The organism is Metabacillus sp. B2-18, assembly GCF_021117275.1.
GTDB lineage: Bacteria > Bacillota > Bacilli > Bacillales > Bacillaceae > Metabacillus.
The window spans coordinates 2,745,536-2,762,305 of the sequence record NZ_CP088245.1; the positions used below are offsets into that span (position 1 = coordinate 2,745,536).

20 protein-coding genes and 2 pseudogenes are annotated in these 16,770 nt (G+C 36.1%); 7 read left to right on the forward strand and 15 right to left on the reverse strand.

Annotated features, from left to right (window positions below):
- Positions 1-36: 36 nt before the first annotated feature.
- The 5 genes from LPC09_RS27385 to LPC09_RS13800 form a co-directional block, all read right to left on the reverse strand.
- Entirely contained in the window at positions 37-168 is a 132-nt protein-coding gene (locus LPC09_RS27385) for a hypothetical protein (protein WP_255301706.1), read from the reverse strand.
- Complete coding sequence (locus LPC09_RS13785) at positions 165-656, reverse strand: hypothetical protein (RefSeq protein WP_098799593.1); 492 nt, start codon at positions 654-656, stop codon at positions 165-167. The genes LPC09_RS27385 and LPC09_RS13785 overlap by 4 nt, the downstream gene beginning before the upstream one ends.
- A 132-nt stretch (positions 657-788) precedes the next feature.
- Entirely contained in the window at positions 789-1,589 is an 801-nt protein-coding gene (locus LPC09_RS13790; protein ID WP_098799592.1) for a DUF817 domain-containing protein, read from the reverse strand.
- A gap of 33 nt (positions 1,590-1,622) precedes the next feature.
- Complete coding sequence (locus LPC09_RS13795) at positions 1,623-1,841, reverse strand: helix-turn-helix domain-containing protein (protein WP_098799591.1); 219 nt, start codon at positions 1,839-1,841, stop codon at positions 1,623-1,625.
- A 10-nt stretch (positions 1,842-1,851) separates the two neighbouring features.
- Positions 1,852-2,334: a DUF2975 domain-containing protein gene (locus tag LPC09_RS13800; RefSeq protein ID WP_098799590.1), complete on the reverse strand. Its 483-nt coding sequence runs from the start codon at positions 2,332-2,334 to the stop codon at positions 1,852-1,854.
- A 346-nt stretch (positions 2,335-2,680) separates the two neighbouring features.
- Here LPC09_RS13800 and LPC09_RS13805 point away from each other — a divergent pair.
- A pseudogene (locus LPC09_RS13805) lies at positions 2,681-4,138 on the forward strand (IS1182 family transposase).
- A gap of 170 nt (positions 4,139-4,308) precedes the next feature.
- Here LPC09_RS13805 and LPC09_RS13810 read toward each other — a convergent pair.
- Complete coding sequence (locus LPC09_RS13810) at positions 4,309-5,016, reverse strand: DNA alkylation repair protein (protein ID WP_231307579.1); 708 nt, start codon at positions 5,014-5,016, stop codon at positions 4,309-4,311.
- Between the two features lie 325 nt (positions 5,017-5,341).
- Here LPC09_RS13810 and LPC09_RS13815 point away from each other — a divergent pair.
- A pseudogene (locus LPC09_RS13815) lies at positions 5,342-6,060 on the forward strand (SDR family oxidoreductase).
- Positions 6,061-6,144: 84 nt separating this feature from the next.
- Here LPC09_RS13815 and LPC09_RS13820 read toward each other — a convergent pair.
- The 4 genes from LPC09_RS13820 to LPC09_RS13835 all read right to left on the reverse strand — a co-directional run bounded on the left by LPC09_RS13820 (position 6,145) and on the right by LPC09_RS13835 (position 8,444).
- The gene (locus LPC09_RS13820) at positions 6,145-7,035 is read right to left on the reverse strand and encodes a GNAT family N-acetyltransferase (protein ID WP_098798789.1); all 891 of its coding nucleotides are present in this window, start codon (positions 7,033-7,035) and stop codon (positions 6,145-6,147) included.
- A gap of 23 nt (positions 7,036-7,058) precedes the next feature.
- On the reverse strand, positions 7,059-7,502 hold the full coding sequence (locus LPC09_RS13825) for a MarR family winged helix-turn-helix transcriptional regulator (protein ID WP_098798790.1): 444 nt from the start codon (positions 7,500-7,502) through the stop codon (positions 7,059-7,061).
- A 159-nt stretch (positions 7,503-7,661) separates the two neighbouring features.
- Complete coding sequence (locus LPC09_RS13830) at positions 7,662-7,934, reverse strand: hypothetical protein (RefSeq protein ID WP_098798807.1); 273 nt, start codon at positions 7,932-7,934, stop codon at positions 7,662-7,664.
- Between the two features lie 33 nt (positions 7,935-7,967).
- Entirely contained in the window at positions 7,968-8,444 is a 477-nt protein-coding gene (locus tag LPC09_RS13835) for a hypothetical protein (protein WP_231307580.1), read from the reverse strand.
- Positions 8,445-8,691: 247 nt separating this feature from the next.
- Here LPC09_RS13835 and LPC09_RS13840 point away from each other — a divergent pair, with 247 nt between their 5' ends.
- The 3 genes from LPC09_RS13840 (at position 8,692) to LPC09_RS13850 (ending at position 10,813) form a co-directional block, all read left to right on the forward strand.
- Positions 8,692-9,195 (forward strand): staygreen family protein, encoded by a 504-nt coding sequence (locus tag LPC09_RS13840; RefSeq protein ID WP_098798792.1) that lies wholly within the window; start codon positions 8,692-8,694, stop codon positions 9,193-9,195.
- 18 nt (positions 9,196-9,213) lie between these two features.
- Positions 9,214-9,702 (forward strand): hypothetical protein, encoded by a 489-nt coding sequence (locus tag LPC09_RS13845; RefSeq protein WP_098798793.1) that lies wholly within the window; start codon positions 9,214-9,216, stop codon positions 9,700-9,702.
- 388 nt (positions 9,703-10,090) lie between these two features.
- Positions 10,091-10,813, forward strand: coding sequence for a ZIP family metal transporter (locus LPC09_RS13850; protein WP_098798795.1), 723 nt, complete (start codon positions 10,091-10,093; stop codon positions 10,811-10,813).
- A gap of 323 nt (positions 10,814-11,136) precedes the next feature.
- Here LPC09_RS13850 and LPC09_RS13855 read toward each other — a convergent pair whose 3' ends face one another.
- A complete protein-coding gene (locus LPC09_RS13855; RefSeq protein WP_098798796.1) occupies positions 11,137-11,463 on the reverse strand; it encodes a YnfA family protein in 327 nt (108 codons plus the stop codon).
- A gap of 235 nt (positions 11,464-11,698) precedes the next feature.
- On the opposite strand from LPC09_RS13855, the gene LPC09_RS13860 reads away from it, so the two are divergent.
- Entirely contained in the window at positions 11,699-12,445 is a 747-nt protein-coding gene (locus tag LPC09_RS13860; RefSeq protein ID WP_098798798.1) for a hypothetical protein, read from the forward strand.
- 45 nt (positions 12,446-12,490) lie between these two features.
- Here LPC09_RS13860 and LPC09_RS13865 read toward each other — a convergent pair whose 3' ends face one another.
- On the reverse strand, positions 12,491-13,141 hold the full coding sequence (locus tag LPC09_RS13865) for a ThuA domain-containing protein (RefSeq protein ID WP_231307581.1): 651 nt from the start codon (positions 13,139-13,141) through the stop codon (positions 12,491-12,493).
- A 165-nt stretch (positions 13,142-13,306) separates the two neighbouring features.
- Between LPC09_RS13865 and LPC09_RS13870 the strand changes: the two genes are divergently transcribed.
- Entirely contained in the window at positions 13,307-14,746 is a 1,440-nt protein-coding gene (locus LPC09_RS13870; RefSeq protein ID WP_098795475.1) for a DDE-type integrase/transposase/recombinase, read from the forward strand.
- A gap of 305 nt (positions 14,747-15,051) precedes the next feature.
- Here the strand turns inward: LPC09_RS13870 and LPC09_RS13875 are convergent, their stop codons facing one another.
- Genes LPC09_RS13875 through LPC09_RS13885 form a run of 3 tightly spaced genes read right to left on the reverse strand, consistent with a single transcriptional unit; the run spans position 15,052 to position 16,726 of the window.
- A complete protein-coding gene (locus LPC09_RS13875) occupies positions 15,052-15,753 on the reverse strand; it encodes an SDR family oxidoreductase (protein ID WP_231307582.1) in 702 nt (233 codons plus the stop codon).
- Between the two features lie 10 nt (positions 15,754-15,763).
- The gene (locus tag LPC09_RS13880) at positions 15,764-16,240 is read right to left on the reverse strand and encodes a VOC family protein (protein ID WP_098798804.1); all 477 of its coding nucleotides are present in this window, start codon (positions 16,238-16,240) and stop codon (positions 15,764-15,766) included.
- 12 nt (positions 16,241-16,252) lie between these two features.
- A complete protein-coding gene (locus LPC09_RS13885; RefSeq protein WP_098798805.1) occupies positions 16,253-16,726 on the reverse strand; it encodes a VOC family protein in 474 nt (157 codons plus the stop codon).
- Positions 16,727-16,770: the final 44 nt, after the last annotated feature.

Sequence of the window (16,770 nt, forward strand, 5' to 3'; positions counted from 1 at the left end):
TACACACCGGGACAGTGAACCTGTCCCGGTGTCCCATTATTTTTTGCGAACATTATCATTTGGCGAGTCACCAGTTCCATTTTTAGCGTCGCTGTTAGGAGTACCAAAGATTTGATTATCTGCTGTTACTTTTGCTCCCACTTGGAACTTTTCTTTTGTTTTTTTCATGCTTTTTCACCTCCTCCTTCTGCTTCTCTTCCTCTTACTTTTTCTATTAAATATTGTACGCCATATAATAAATATGCTTTGTAGTGAATATATAGAAAGAATTTAGGATAGCTTAATCGATTCAAGCGGAAGATTTTTATTTTGTGAAGAAATGGAATAAAGAGATAAGCGAATAATCCGTTGAAAATAGCATTTACTAAAACAAATTTTATAAAGTTTCCATATGTATACTTAAGGATCCACATTGAAGCTGGTATATATGGACCAACATCAAAAGGAAGTTCATCTCTTACAAAATTTTTTGGCTTATCATAAAAGGTCCAATACTTTTTTCTACGTCCATTGATATGACTAAAAATTTCATACATACCTATTAATGCACTCGAAAGAGAATATCGCTTCAAACTTTGCTTACCTATAAATAGTACAGATAACCATGGGATGACGATTATAGATAAATTAAATAGTTTGTGTTTCTTTGAAGTCATACGTATACACCGACCTTACATTTTTCAATATTACTTAGCATATCCAAATAACATTTTGATCATGTAACTTAGTATAAACAGTAAAAAAGACATATCCTTGTTTGGGGGACATGTCATATTGAACAATTCTTATTAATTAAAGCTAGAAGATTGACGGGAATCATGCTTAGTCAAATTCTTCCCCTTCACCTGCTTTAACGTTGCTACGATAAGAAAACTAACAATCACTAATAACAGCCATGAACTTACCTTTCCTAAATGAACGAGACTCCACGCTTCCGTTTGGTTTGGATATTCCCAAGCGCCAAAGAAGGTTGCGATATTTTCTGCTATCCATATAAAAAATCCAATGAGAACAAATGATAGTGCGATTGGCATGCGATAACGAGTTCCATTTATCTCATAAAAAACCCATGATTGCCAAAAGACAATAATAACAAGTCCCGATAACCACCATCGGAGATCAATCCAAAAGTGGTGAGTGAAGAAATTCAAATAAATGGCAGCCGCAAGTGGTACAACCATCTTTAACGGTGGCCACTTCACGAGTTCAACATTAAGTCTCCTCCATGCCTGACAAAGATAACTCGCTACACTTGCGTACATGAATCCACTATACAATGGCACTCCAAGGATTTTTGAATACCCTTCCTCAGGATAAGACCAGGAACCCATATGTACTTTAAAAAGTTCAAGTGCTAGTCCGATAAGGTGGAACACTGTAATTACCTTTAGTTCATCCTTTGTTTCCAGTCCAGAACGTACCATCCACCACTGCATCAAAAGACAAATAATAAGCAGCCAATCATAACGTGGAATAAAAGGGAGTGGAATAACTTGTGTAATAGCCAAAGAGGCAAAAATAACGATAGGAAACAAGCAAGATAATGCCTGCTTCCAACCAAAACGAACAAGCTGTTTTAGTGCTCTCATACTTTCTGCCTCCAATATTCGTTAAGTATCTTCTTATTCGAGATCTTCATCACCTCTGTACTCTAAAATATCTCCAGGCTGACAATCTAATGCCTTACAAATTGCATCTAAAGTTGATAAGCGAATGGCTTTTGCCTTTCCATTTTTCAAGATCGATAGGTTCGCCATTGTAATACCAACCCGCTCCGAAAGCTCTGTTACACTCATTTTCCTTTTAGCCAACATCACATCAACATTGATAATAATTGCCATATTTATCACCTCAAACCGTTAAGTCATTTTCTGATTTTATATCAATCGCTTCTTTTAACAGTTTTTGAAGAACAGCCGCAAAGACTGCGATGACCATCGAAGCAAACGGAACAATTAATCCAACAAAGATAACACCTGGGGCATCATCTATTTCCGCAAAAAGATAGAAAAGCGGTAACACTAGCACATGCAACCCACTGATCGTAATGGCACAATATTTGATTTTTCTTAGGGCTTTTACAGACAAACCAGAAAAAGCTTCATTTTTATCAATATATTGTAAAAGTTTAAAAGCCTGAAACAACGCAAAGAAATAAGGTAATGCAGATGCGTAAAAAATGGTGGAAACGAGATATTTAATAAAAGCAATATCAGGCAGTAGTTCTGCCGAAACATCCCCTAACTCAGGCACCAAAAAAATGCATATAGCAAGTACCGGTAATCCCAATAAAATAACTGCAATTTTCAGAAAAAGTGTTGACATTAGTTTCATAAAACACACCTCACATAATTGTTTTCATATTGAATTTAACATAATATTTATCGATTTACAATAAATTTTTGTTAAAGGGCGTGAAGGGCATGGGAAGGGCATGGGGACAGGTCCGTTGTCCCAAAAAATAGGCGTTCTCGTTCCTGTTAAGTGAGCTAAATTTTCTTTATCATTTTTGTGATTATGGGACAAGGAACCTGTCCCTTTGTCCCCAAAAAAGAAAACTGGTCCACAAAAGGAGGCCACTGAAAAAGTCCAAGTAAAAGGTAGAAAGATTCACTTAGGTGAACTTTTCTACCTTTTTTACTTTATAATTAAAATTATAAATATAAGTGGGTGGTTTCCAATGATACAAAAACAACAAACAATGATGTTTAGTCCATATGTGGCTCTATATGATATCGTCGTTCCTCAGGATAATATGTTACGAAGAATTAAGGATCTAATTGACTTTTCTTTTATTTACGAAGAATTAAAGGATAAATATTGTCTAGATAATGGGCGGAATGCGATAGATCCTATTCGCATGTTTAAATATTTGTTTTTGAAAACCATTCATGATGTTTCAGATGTTGATATTATCGAGCGTTCAAAATATGATATGTCCTTCAAATATTTTTTGGATATGGCTCCGGAGGAAGCCGTTATTGATTCAAGTTCTTTGACAAAGTTTCGTAAGCTTAGGTTAAAAGACATGAACTTATTAGACATGCTTATCAATAAGACAGTGGAGATTGCCATTGAGAAAGAGATTATTAAAAGCAAGTCCATTATTGTAGATGCCACCCATACAAAGGCGAGATATAATCAAATGACTCCAAAAGAAATACTAATGGAGCGCTCCAAAAACCTCAGAAAAGCAATTTATAAAATTAACGAGAGTATGAAGAAGAAATTCCCCGTAAAGCCAAACAATGATCTACTTGAAGATGAGATTACTTATTCCCAAGAGCTCATTGAAGTGATTGAAAAGGAAGAAAGCCTTTTAGAGTATCCAAAAGTCAAGGAACATCTTAATCTCCTGAAAGAAGCCGTTGCAGATGATATCGAACAGCTACAGTCCATGAATGATCTAGATGCCAAAGTCGGACACAAAGCAGCTGACTCATCATTCTTTGGCTATAAAACTCATCTGGCGATGAGTGAAGAGCGAATTATTACAGCCGCAACGATTACAACCGGAGAAAAAAATGATGGAAAAGAGCTACAGACACTTGTTGAGAAAAGTATAGATGCAGGAATGGAAATTGAAACGGTTATTGGGGATACTGCGTATTCTGAGAAAGACAACATTCAATATAGTAAGGAAAATGGAATTAAACTGGTCTCAAAATTAAATCCTTCCATAACTCAGGGTACCCGAAAAAAAGAGGATGAATTTGAATTCAATAAGGATGCGGGCATGTATGTCTGCAAGGCAGGGCATATGGCTGTACGGAAAGCTAGGCAAGGTAAAAAAGGAGTAGGCAAAAACCAAGTTGATACCTACTAATTTAATGTTGAAAAATGCAAGAGATGTCCTTTCAGAGAAGGGTGCTACAAAGAGGGAGCCAAAAGTAAAACATATTCTGTTTCCCTTAAGTCTGAACAACATTCATCCCAAGCACAATTCCAGAAAAGTGTATATTTTAAGGAAAAGTCTAAAGAGCGTTATAAAATTGAAGCGAAAAATAGTGAATTAAAACACAGACACGGGTATAATGTGGCAAAATCCTCGGGTCTAATTAGCATGGAGTTGCAAGGCGCCATGGCTATATTTACGGTAAACATTAAAAGAATTCTAAAGCTACTAGGGGAAAATTAGAGAAAATATGTGGCTAATGCAAAGAAAGAGCCGACTTTAATTCCTAAAAAAGGAAAAAAAGTCGGCTCTTTTTAAACTCACATGAATAATCTTTAAAATCGTCAGATTTTCAGTGGCCTCCACAAAAGTGACCAGTTTTTGATGATTTTTAGCAACCATAGATTGGTATACTAACACCTTACATATTTTCGTTTAAACCCTATTCTTCCTTTATCAATTTCCTTTTGAATAGTATCAAATGCATTCACAACACTGCTTTTTTTATTGTCGCGCTTTATTTCAACTGATCCAACAGACTTTGCGGTTTCAACTGCTTTTTCATGTAGCGGCAAATAAGAAATCCCGACAGTGTAAATAAAATTACTCATGGAAGACTTCGTACGAGTAGGAGAATCATGGATTGTTTTTTCCACTTGATGAAGCATATTTACAATCTTATCTGAGCTAAATTCAGAGTCAGGACGATTTCCTAAGAGCCAGCAGTAACAGCTCCAGCCTGCTGACATTCTAAGTTCTTCCCCGCTTGCAATCCATTTATCAGCAACTTCTTGGGCAAGATCCGTTTCAGCTAGTGTAACGGCAACCACATAATCAGATAGCATATAAAAATAGGCGTCTTTTATCCATCGTTCAAAATCATCCGCAGTCATTGTCATGGGATCGGCAATAACACCTGCAAAATACATGGCATCATAGTTCCCTGTAGCATATAACTGCTTCGCTAAAGGCTGATTTTTCTTTATTTTTTTAGCGAGCGGTTTCATTTTACCTGTAGGCACACCAAAAAGAGGTTCTTTCGCCCCATTACCTATGTAAGTTTTTTTAGTTCGTTCCGTTCCGAGCGCTTCTAGCTCCTGCAAAACCGTTTCTAAATCCATTGTTCCACCCTTCCTATTGTAAAATGAAATAATAATAACTTTAGACGACTCTTAATTCAGTTTCTTTTTTCTAAAAGAAACTCCACCTTTATAGATTCACCAACATTTACTTCTTTTCCTACATAATAAAGCTGACATCTTTAAAGATTATCATCCGTTTTAAAGTTATCAAAACAAAAAATGATTCCTTTCACATTTTTTGGTAATCACGATCCATTGTTCAGTTTCACTAATTTCCTAATCATTATACAACTTTCAATTATTATGAGAAACATAGGGACAGGTTTATTGTCCCACTCAATTTACAAAGAATAACGTAGCTGTTATCACTGGCGCAGGTTCCGGATTGGGGGGTGCAGCTGCGTTTCGTTTAGTAAGTGAAGGTGCAAATGTATGTTTATTAGATGTGAATGTAGAACATGTAAATAAGGTAAAGAAACAAATTGATGAAGCTGGTGGCAAGGCCCTAGCAAAAAAATGTGATATTAACTCATCAGAAGATATAAAAGAAGGAATGATGGCGGCGCACGATCATTGGGGTTATATGGATATTTTATTTGCCAATGCAGGTATAGCTGGAGAACTCGCTCCAATTGAGACGATGAATGAGGATGACTGGGACCGCACAATCAACACTAATCTAAAAGGTACTTTTCTTACCGTGAAACATGCGATTCCTTATATGAAAGAAAATGGTGGTAGCATCATTATTACAAGCTCTGTAAGCGGAAGTCGTGTTTTCTCTCAAGCTGGGTTTACCGCTTATAGAGTACGTCAAAAGCAGGACAACTTGCTTTTATGAAAATGGCTGCCTTAGAGCTTGCATCTTATAAAATACGAGTTAACGCGATTTGTCCAGGTGCAATTGAAACAAACATCCAAAAATCGATTCACCACTTCCCTGATGTAAAAGAAGTGGAAATTCCTATTATTTATCCTGAAGGAAATCAACCACTTGAACATGGTCCAGGGAAATCGGAACAAGTTGCTAACCTAGTGACGTTTTTGGCCTCTGAGTTATCTTCACATATTACAGGAAAGTAACGGGGACAGGTTCAGTATCCCACTCCCCATTTTTCTAGTGAGATTCTGTTTGACTGGGACAGAAAACCTGTCCCTTTGTCCCACTTATGCTTGTGAAGTTAAAGGGTGCTTTAGTTCTTTAGGGAGATTTATTTCTTTTTCGCAACGAATATATAAGACTTCACTTCCGTTAAATGTCTTTGTATTTGTATGTAAACCATCAACAGTGAAATGGTAGTAAACGTTCTCTGTAGATTTCAGTGAGATACATTTTACGATTTTTAATAGGTCAACTACCTTTTGGCTAATCACATCATAAATATGCAGTTCATTTTCTTCTTCTACTATTTTAAAAATAACTATTACCTGTTCTTCTTCTAAATAATAAATATCATTTGGAAATGCATTTAGGCAGTAGAATAATAGCAGTTCTTCCGTGTTCATTGCTGCAAATTCATTTGAAATAGGCAATCGATTTTTAGCAAATTGATAGATAAATTGGAGGTCTTTAAAAGTATTTCCATTTAACTTTGTTAATCCAGTAGCATTAACATCAGTACGATGTGAATCAACGATGTTAGAGATAAATTGTGTTTCCTCTATTCTTTTAAACCCAAATTTCGGATAAAAGTCCAATACTGAATGATTTGCAAATAAATACATGATATCATATGAATATTCATATTTTTCCAATACCTTGTTCATTAATTTTTTCGAAAGTCCTTTATTGCGATAATCAGGATGAGTCATAACCGTCCCTATCTGAATGCCTCGCTTTGTTTCTCCATTTATTAGAATGTTCATGAGATTAACTGAAACATTAGCAATCACCTTATTTCCATCAGTATATGAAAATGGAATATACTTTTCTGTCCAAAACCCATTTGCATACCAACTTTCAAAAGTAATACCGAAAATGCTGTTTGCTAATTCATTGAAGCTGTGTCTCAAGTCATCTTTATCCTTGTAATCACAAATAAATTCTAAAGTATCCATTTACAATTTCTCCCCATCAACCTCTATTTTCCTTCCCCTTTTTGCTCCATAACATTGTAAAGTTTTTTTACAAGATCCCTAAATTGCTTTACTTCCTCTAGGGAAAATTCTGAATAATATTTCTCAATAAGATAGCTGTCTACTCTATTATAGTTTTCAAATAAAAGATCCGCTTCACTATCAAGAGTTACAAAAACCTCTCTCCTATTGTTGATATTTACTTCCCTCTTTAAATAGTTTTCTTTTTCAAGTCTCCCAATAAGTTGACTAACTGAACTTAATGATAATCCGGTTTGTTGACTGATTTCATTAATAGTTATGTTTTCACCATTTCGAACTGTTTGTAAAATTAATAGCTGTTTTTGTGTAATTTCATGATTAAATAAGGAGTTAAATTCCATGACCATTTTTGAATTCACCTTAGAGAGAAATTCAAATGCTTCTCTTACAAACATTTCACGTTCCATTGCAATAAGATACCCCCACAACACTTTATGTATATAAACTATTTATAAACGTAAAATATATTTGTGTCAATATGTATGTATCATGAGGACTTCCACTTACTTACGTTAATAAAAAATAAGAGCTCTGCCTACGTTCAGACAAAGCTCTTTTACAACACATTACCAATAATATGGAACAAAAGGATATGGTGGGTAATATAACGGTCGAGGTGCTAACAAGGCTCCCGCTGCTAAACCAGTCAAGAACGGAAATCCAAACCCAAATCCAAATGGTCCTCCGAAACCGAAACCTGGTCTTCCAAATCCAAATCCAAACGGTCGACCAAACCCAAATCCGGGTCTTCCAAATCCAAAACCAGGTCTTCCAAACCCAAATCCAAATCTCTCATCTGTTCGATATAACTGGTCATTGCCTGCATAGTAATTTGTCATCATGTTCATTATCCTCCATTTCTTCTACCGTCCTTACACGCAAGTAAACGATTGAATTTGCCTTAAGCTTATTCCGAAAAATACCCATCTAAAGCCGGTCCAGCGGTACCCTGAAATGGATTGTTGACCAATAAAGATTGGATAAAACCAAAATTGTTGATTACCGCTTAGCCATACATAAGTAAATCTAAACAAACATCTTCTAATACTACCTGGATCCACCGCAAATGCTTGTGCTTGCTGTGTTTGTTGAGGTACAAAAGATGGCGGTGGTGATGTTGGTGGTCCTGCTTGTGCTCCTTGACCAGGTGGTGATGTTGGTGCTCCTCCTGGTGTTCCTAAACCTGGTGGTGACATTGGTGCCCCTCCGGGTGTTCCTTGCCCCGGAGTTGTGAAAGGAGGAGGTGAACTAGGAAAACCTGGCATAAATTGTCTTGCATCATAAGTAGTATATGGATAATCACTTACTTGATAGAGCCTATTACATGAACAATCATCCTGTTCATACATCCCCTGCCATCATCCTATTCATTGGACATTCGTCTATAAACTTGTACTTGGAAAATTGTGTGAATACCTAGAAACTAGAATCTTTTTTAGAAATAAGCCACACTTACTTCTACCTCGATACATGATGAAGCAGACCCTCACATCGCTAGATTTCATGGGCATATACACAGTCCAATCCATCATTTTTCACATAACAATAAACGAATGACATATCTAACTTTTATACTTTAATGTAAGGAGTGTAACAATGCCTTCTTTTAACCCAGAAAAGCTATTCGTTGATGTAATCCCTCCTGCTACTTCTTTTAAGCCAATCGATGGAAGAAAATATACACTTACTCACTCTGACCTTACTGGTGAATTATTTTTGGATGTTGGTTATATTTTCAACGAAAAGATAATTAACCCGAAGATGCGGGATGAAGTTTTAGCAGAATGGAGAATATCAAAGCAAAACCAACTAAACTTAATAGGAAAAGCTTATGTAGATGGCGGAGAATTCAGTAAAGAAATAGCAGAAGTTCGATTTAACATCTTCAAGAAAGAAATGAATACAGCTTTAAAAGGAATCATTTATGGTGATCTTTCCTTTTTTGTAAACTATCCTACCTTACTTGATGCACCAATATTTATTTACTTTGAATCAAATTACCCGGAATATCGGCAGATTCTTTATTACGGGAATCCCAGAATCTATTTAAATAAAATCCAATCAATTAAACACGATCATAGGTTAAACTTTCAATTTTAAATGACAGGAGGACTGAACGTGATCAATTTTTACTCATTTCACGGAACTATTACAATGATTAGTGACTTTATAACAGGTCAAACTGGTGAAGAAGGTTGTTATAAATTAATTACAATACAAGATGATCTTGGTTCCATCGCAAATTTCGTTGTTTCACCCTCTACTTACATTGTTGATTATGTCATCTTGAATATAGGAGACAGAGTAACCGGTTATTATGATGGAAACGCACCAGTACCTTTTATTTACCCTCCACAATATCGTGCACTTGTTATGGTAAAAGAAACTCCTTATCAGCAAGTGAAAGTAGACTATTTTAATAGTGAGTTTGAAAGTCGTGATGGACAATTAAAACTAAATCTATCTCCGTATACACAAATCCTATTACCGAACGGGCAACCTTTTTCAAAAAACCCTGGAAACCGAAATCTAATTGTAATCTATGGACCTGCTACAAAAAGTATCCCGGCTCAGACATCACCTTATAGGATAGTCGTTTGGTGTTAATCTACTAAAAAAGCAATAAAAAGAACGATGCTCTCCCCGCTCAAATATTAAACATCAATAATTTATTATTTTAACCTTCAATCTCCAATATAAGATGTTAATAATAAAAATGGATAGAATAGAAATAGAATCAACGCTATTTTTTGGCAATAGTATTTTTCTTCGTTATCGGTTTTTGTGGAGTTTGATATGGTATTTAAAACAAAATTGTATGTTGGTTAAAAGTGGGACAGTTCACCTGTCCCTTTTTCACTTTATATGTTGACATGGTGTTGGTGCTACTTATTTTCCATAAAAAGGCTTTTTTGAACTGACCTTTTACAGTAAATAACATTTTTCTCTAAGTGCAGTCATACTATATATCAATTACCTTATCGGAGGATGATCTATGTCCCTTTTGCCTATCGTTGTTTCTTCCATTTGTACAAGCATTGGAGCTCTCCCAGTTTTGTTTATTAAAAACCTTTCACACAAAGGAAAAGATGTGACATTAGCTTTTACGGCTGGGATCATGGTTGCCGCTTCATCATATGGGTTAATTCCATCTGCTATAAAGCTCTCAGATATTACGACTTTAGTGATTGGTATCTTAATAGGTACCTTTGTTCTTACTTTAATAGAAAGTGTAATTCCACACACTGATTTAGATCACTCTAAACATCCCGTAGGACAAGCTCATGTGTTATTATTTATGATCGCTATGTCGATTCATAATTTTCCTGAAGGGCTATCTGTTGGAATATCTAATGTAAGTAGTAATCTTGAGGTAGGATCTTTAGTTGCCTTTGCAATAGGATTACAAAACATTCCTGAAGGTTTTTTAGTGACTTTATTCTTGGTTACACAGGGAATAAATCGGCTGAAGGCTATTTTGTTTTCTGCTGTGACCGGATTAATAGAGTTATTTGCGGGGATGTTCGGCTATTTATTTGGTGAATTCTTTCAACCTGTTGTCCCATATGGATTAGCGTTTGCAGCAGGTTCTATGCTATTTGTAGTTTACAAGGAATTAATTCCGGAAAGTCATGGAGATGGTAATGAAAGAGCGTCAACTATTACCTTTATTCTTGGATTTATTACGATGATTTGTTTGACTGAATTTTTCAGGTAGGTTCAAATAAGTTTTACTATACAAATAGAATTTAAGCAAAAGGAAAGAGCATCCTTAGTACAAGGAATGCTCTTATTTGAATTTATATTATCACAGGTTTCAAATAGCATCCTACTAGATCCAACTTTCTTTAAAATCCTCAATATATGTACGTATATTTGTAGGCTTTTTTCCTGTTACTAAAATTTTAATAGTTGCTCTTTCCCTCACTTTGCTATTTCTTTTTTATCATCATATTATTCAGATACGGAAAACTTACACATTTTATTAGGTTAATTTAGAGAGTTACCTTCTTTTGAGGGGATTTTCTGCATACGTTAATATTAATGACGTGGTGCAAGTAACATCACGGAAACTCCTATTAAACATATCCCCGCACCAACCCAATCATAGACATCTGGTGTTTTTTTATCAATTCCCCACCCCCATAGGACAGATAGAAAAATAAACACACCTCCATATGCTGCATACACTCTTCCGAATGATGGGAAGGATTGAAAGGTTGCAATAACACCGTATAAAGCCAGAGCTAGTCCTCCACCTAATCCCCAGTAAAAGGGCTTACCCTCTCTTAACCACAACCAGATTAAATACCCTCCACCAATTTCAGCAATTCCTGCTAGGATAAACAGCAATATTGCACTAATCATTTTTAACACTCCTTACTAATTCTTAAATTATTTATATAGCTCTTACCTAAAATTCAAAAAATAAAAAGCACCTTCCACAAGAAATGTGCTTTTCTTAGCTTACCACTATTTGACTTTATAACGGCAAACAGCTATAAAATAATAATGTTAGCCGCTCCAATCTGTTTCACATTCGTTTTCTTAATCTCTTGAAAAAAGCTTTAATTAATAAGCACTAATGGAGGTCTACCCTTTCATGCTCATAATAGACAAAAATCAAAAGAGAAGTAGTTTACCAGATCATATTCTAGAAGGTTTGGATCTTAATATGGGGATGTATTCAGTTAAACACTATATTGCCCTTGTCACACTTTTAATGCTTGATGTGCCAATTTGTTTTAATTTACTATTAACAACATTTAAATACCCCGTATTTTTGTATCCAGCTCTTGTAATTCTAGGTGCAATACATATTTGGGCGATTCGACTACTCATAAAAAAATATAAACAGACGCAAATTGAATGTCTTCTCTACTTTGGCTTTTTAGGTTTCATTGGATCTTTTATCAATTTTTTCTTAATGATGGTTTCACATTTTTCCATCGGTATCACATCACCGCTTTATTTTGTTTTTATGATATTTTTCTATTTTTTCTCCATTTATCTATTTAGTATGAGAGAGCATAAAAAATACTCTTCGCTAAAATTTCGTAAAGTTAGATTTCCTTACTGGCAGGATTATGTTTCTATGTTTACCCCAGGTGTTGTTTTCGCTCTTTTTGTTCTTTTATCAGGGCCATATCCGCTTTTCCCACTAGGTATACTGTCTCTGTTTTTTTGCTGGACATTTGCTTACTTTTTTACTTTCTTTATGGCGAAAAGCTTTTATCGATATGTTTTTATTAAACGAAATATCTATCATGTTAGATTTGAAGATAAAGAGTTGAATCGTAAGTATCGAGTGCAGAGGCAAATGGAACTAGAAGAAAAGACAGTTAAATGATGCTCATCCTTTCTATATAATAAAAATGGGACAGTTCACCTGTCCCTACGTCCCACTTACCCATTCAATCGTACTTGCAAGAATTCTAATAAAGTCTTCATGTACCAGCCCTTCTTCGTTATGAGCAGGTGTAAGACAGCATACTCGACCTTCACCATAATGATGAGACCAGCCTCCAATTGAGTTGCCGTCTACTGATTCTGATTTTAAAAAGACATTCGTATGCTCTTCATCAACTTTTACAAAATAGTGTTCATCTAGAATTTCAAATGAAACAGGACCAAACAAATCTTTTCCTTCTAAACTAGTATATTTTACATGAGCATGTTCAACAGGATGGAATTCAAAGTGTCCTCTTAACATTTTCGTATAGCTACTTTCAATTGAATAAGAGGCAAGTCCTGAATGCCAAGCTAACCATCCGCCTCCCTGTTTAACATATTGAGCAATGGCTTCTGCTATATCTTCTGTCATCCATGTTTCAACGTTTTCGTCGGCTGGATTGAGTCGGTCTTCCTTAAATAAAATCACCGCGTCAGGTTTTTTTGATAATTCTTCTTGTATCTTACTCGTTTGAATGATCTTACATTCAATATTTTCTTCTTTATTTAGTAATGTTAACGCCTTATTTAAGGCAGAGATACTCCATTCCTTTGGGTGATAGTAATCACCTAAAAGAGCAACAATTCTTTTCATACGATTCCCTCCCATAAAATCCCTCGTATTGTCAAAACTTCTATAAGAAATAGGTTATAAAATATCTCCATAGAGGGCTTTATAGGCAAAAAAATTGCCACCCCCTAAATTCTTTGGATAATTGAGGTTACCACACACCCAACAACCAAGAATGGAAGTGACAATTTGTACCCTCAAATTATAACCTATTTATTAACTTTTATAAACTATCAAGAACAACTCATTCGAACATTGCTTACTTTATTGATTGGTAAAAGCATGTTCGATAAACCTACTGAACAGCCCGTAAATAAACCTTATCGAAAACTTCAAGTGGATGACCTTCCGGTCATTGAAGTTCTAGAACAGCTTGATTATCGAGTTCTTCTTAGTGAATATCTAGAGAAGAACGGGAAAGCTCTCAAACCTGTTCAAAGGCGTAAGAATGCAAAAGTTTCCGTACCTAAAGCCATGAACTGTCCAAAGTGTGGTGCTCCATCGGATTATCTTTATGCCAACAATGGAGATAAAGGTCAGTATCAATGCAAGGTGTGTACAGAACTTTTCAGTGAAAAGAACCGTTACTCTAAGGAGGCCATCCTGAAGTGTCCTCATTGTTCCAAGACTCTCGAGAAAATAAAAGAAAGAAAAGATTTTCACGTGTTTAAGTGCAAGAACAATGACTGTTCTTATTATCAAAAGAAGCTCAATGGGATGACTTCAAAAGAAAAGAAAAGGTTCAAAAAGGACCCTCAAGCATTTAAATTGAGATACATTTTCCGTCAGTTTTATATCGATTTCCAGCCGTTATCTAAGGAATCACCAGAACTGCCGGCCGTGGACTTATCAAAGATTTATGCATCCCCACATACATTAGGATTGATCCTAACCTATCATGTAAACTATGGCCTTTCGGCCCGTAAAACAGCTGCGATTATGCAGGACGTACACGGAGTGATGATTTCACATCAGACTGTATTGAACTACGAAAATAGCGTAGCTTTATTACTTAAACCTTATGTGGATCACTATCCCTATGAACTTTCAGACCAATTCTGCGGTGATGAAACGTATATCAGAGTAAACGGTCGATGGCATTATTTATTTTTCTTTTTTGACGCCGTGAAAAAGATTATTCTTTCGTATCCGGTGTCGCCTAATCGAGACACAGCAACAGCCATTCGAGCAATTGATGAGGTCTTAATCAAGATGAAAGAGATTCCAGAAAATCTGACCTTTGTGGTAGACGGGAATCCAATCTATCTTTTAGCCCAACATTTCTTCGCTCAACATGAGATTTTATTCGATGTGAAGCAGGTCATTGGATTAACCAATGAGGACCCTGTTTCAACCGAATATAGACCAATGAAACAAATAATTGAGAGACTTAACCGCACCTTTAAGGGCAATTATCGCTCCACTCATGGATTCGGCTCTGAACATGGTTCCATTTCATACGTCACCTTATTTACGGCCTACTTTAACTTTTTGCGTCCGCATGCCGCCTTAGAAGGAAAAGTGCCCGTAGTGAATCCAGAACTCAAGGGGCTTCCAACAATGCCAGCACGTTGGACAAAGCTCATTGGATTAGCACAACAATGGATAGTAGAACAAAGACAAGCCTAACTTTTTGTTTAGCTGAGCCCTTAAGCTAATTCAGCAATCGGCGGAGCGAACTCTTGACAAACCGAACTTGCCAATGGTTTAAAATGGAAACAACCAAGGGCTTATTTGGTATGCCTTCTTTTGTTCCCTTCGCCCTTGTTAAACAATCCACAAACCATTGGCGTGTTTGTCAAGAGAGATTGCGGCGCATCTCCATCCAGTAAATAGGAGAGAAGCTAACCCTTTAGGTAGTTTTCATAAATCTTTTGACACTACCAAATCCCTATCATTTTTTGACCCCCAAACAGTGTTTGAGGGTCAATTTTTTATTGTGGTATTGCCTCCCCCTTAAAGTTAATAAAAGAAGAGTTATGATTAATTTTCGTTTTTCTTTCAATAATATCCATAATACCATGTGCCGATTCTTCCGGTGAACCTGGAGCCTTCTCTCCACCCATATCTGTTTTGATCCAGCCAGGATGAACCGCATACACAGAAACCTCATCTTCTTTTAAATATTTTCTAAGCTGCTCCGAAAACATGTTTAATGCACTTTTTGAAAGTGCATAAGGATAATCCCCACCATAAGCATTTTGAAAACTTCCCGCTTCAGATGAAATGTTAATCACGGTTGAATCTGACCCTTTGTAGAGAAGCGGTAAAAAATGCTTAACCACACGCATTGGTCCAAAAAGGTTAATATTGAAGGTTTGCTCCACCTTCTCAATATCAATTTCTTTGATTGTTTTTGAACGCTCATCTAAAATTCCTGCATTGTTGATGATCACATTAAGCGAGATGTTTTCTGCTCTCAGCTTTTCAGCTGCTTCTTGACAGGTTGATTCATCAGCTACATCAAGTTGAAGAAGCTGAACTTTATTTGGAAAAATTGAACATAGGTGGTTTATGGCATCACTTTGTTTCTGCGGATTTCTTACACCAGCAAAAACAGTGTGTCCCCTCTTTACCGCTTCTGTTGTAAGTGCCAGACCTAACCCACGGTTAGCACCTGTGATGAATAATTTCATAAAAGCCTCCTTATACTGGTTTTCTTCCTAATTCTTGCAGTCCCAACATGACACCAAGCTGTGGAACCGAGTCGAAGAAGCAATAACGACCAACTCCATATTCTCCTTTATGTACTAAAGGAACACCCTTATCTTCTACAAAATTTATGTGTTCTTCAAATCCATTAACCGTAAACGTAATAAATTGAACACCTTGCCCATGTTTTTGCTTAAACTCTGTATAAGGACTTACTTCGTCAAGTGGCTCTAAAAGCTCGACTGTAACAGGACCCATTTGAAGATTTGCCAATTTTACACGTGCTGGAACATGTTCCCCCCGAAACACGGTGTAAGTTTCACCTGTTGGGTCAGGACTATATTCCTCAGGTGGTAGCATAATCTTGGGCATTTCAACACCAAATAATTTGGAAAAGTTTTTTGCAGCAGCATGAATATCATCAACGACTAAGCCAATTTTCATCAGATTGTTGTTTTCTATTTTATTCAAGATCTCTTCCTCCTATTTATCATTTTCAAGAAGCTCGAGCATAATCTTTAAATCCTTGAACGTGTCCATATACGCATAGCGCCCACCTGTATATTCCCCTTTTTGTACAAGAGGCATATTTTTTCCTTCCATTACCGCTACTTTTTCTTTCATTCCATCAATCACAAACGCAATATGATGTGGTCCTTCTCCATGTTCATTCAGGTGATTTCTCCACGTGCTCGGATGATGATCTGGTTCTATTAATTCTAACTGAAGTGATCCCATATCAAAAAATGCCAGCTTTGAACGTGCTTCAGAAGTTGCTCCTTCGAATTCTGTTTGAGCCTTATCAACTGAATCGGTCCAATTCCATTGCGGCTTTTCAACTCCAAAGAAATCCGCATAAGCCTGTGAAACCGTTTCTATATCATGAACTAAAATACCAATTTGAGCGATTACATTTGTACCTAACACACCATTTTGAGATTGAGTTTGATTTGGCATACTTTTTCCTCTCCCTCTATAAATGTTGATTTATCAACGGTTTG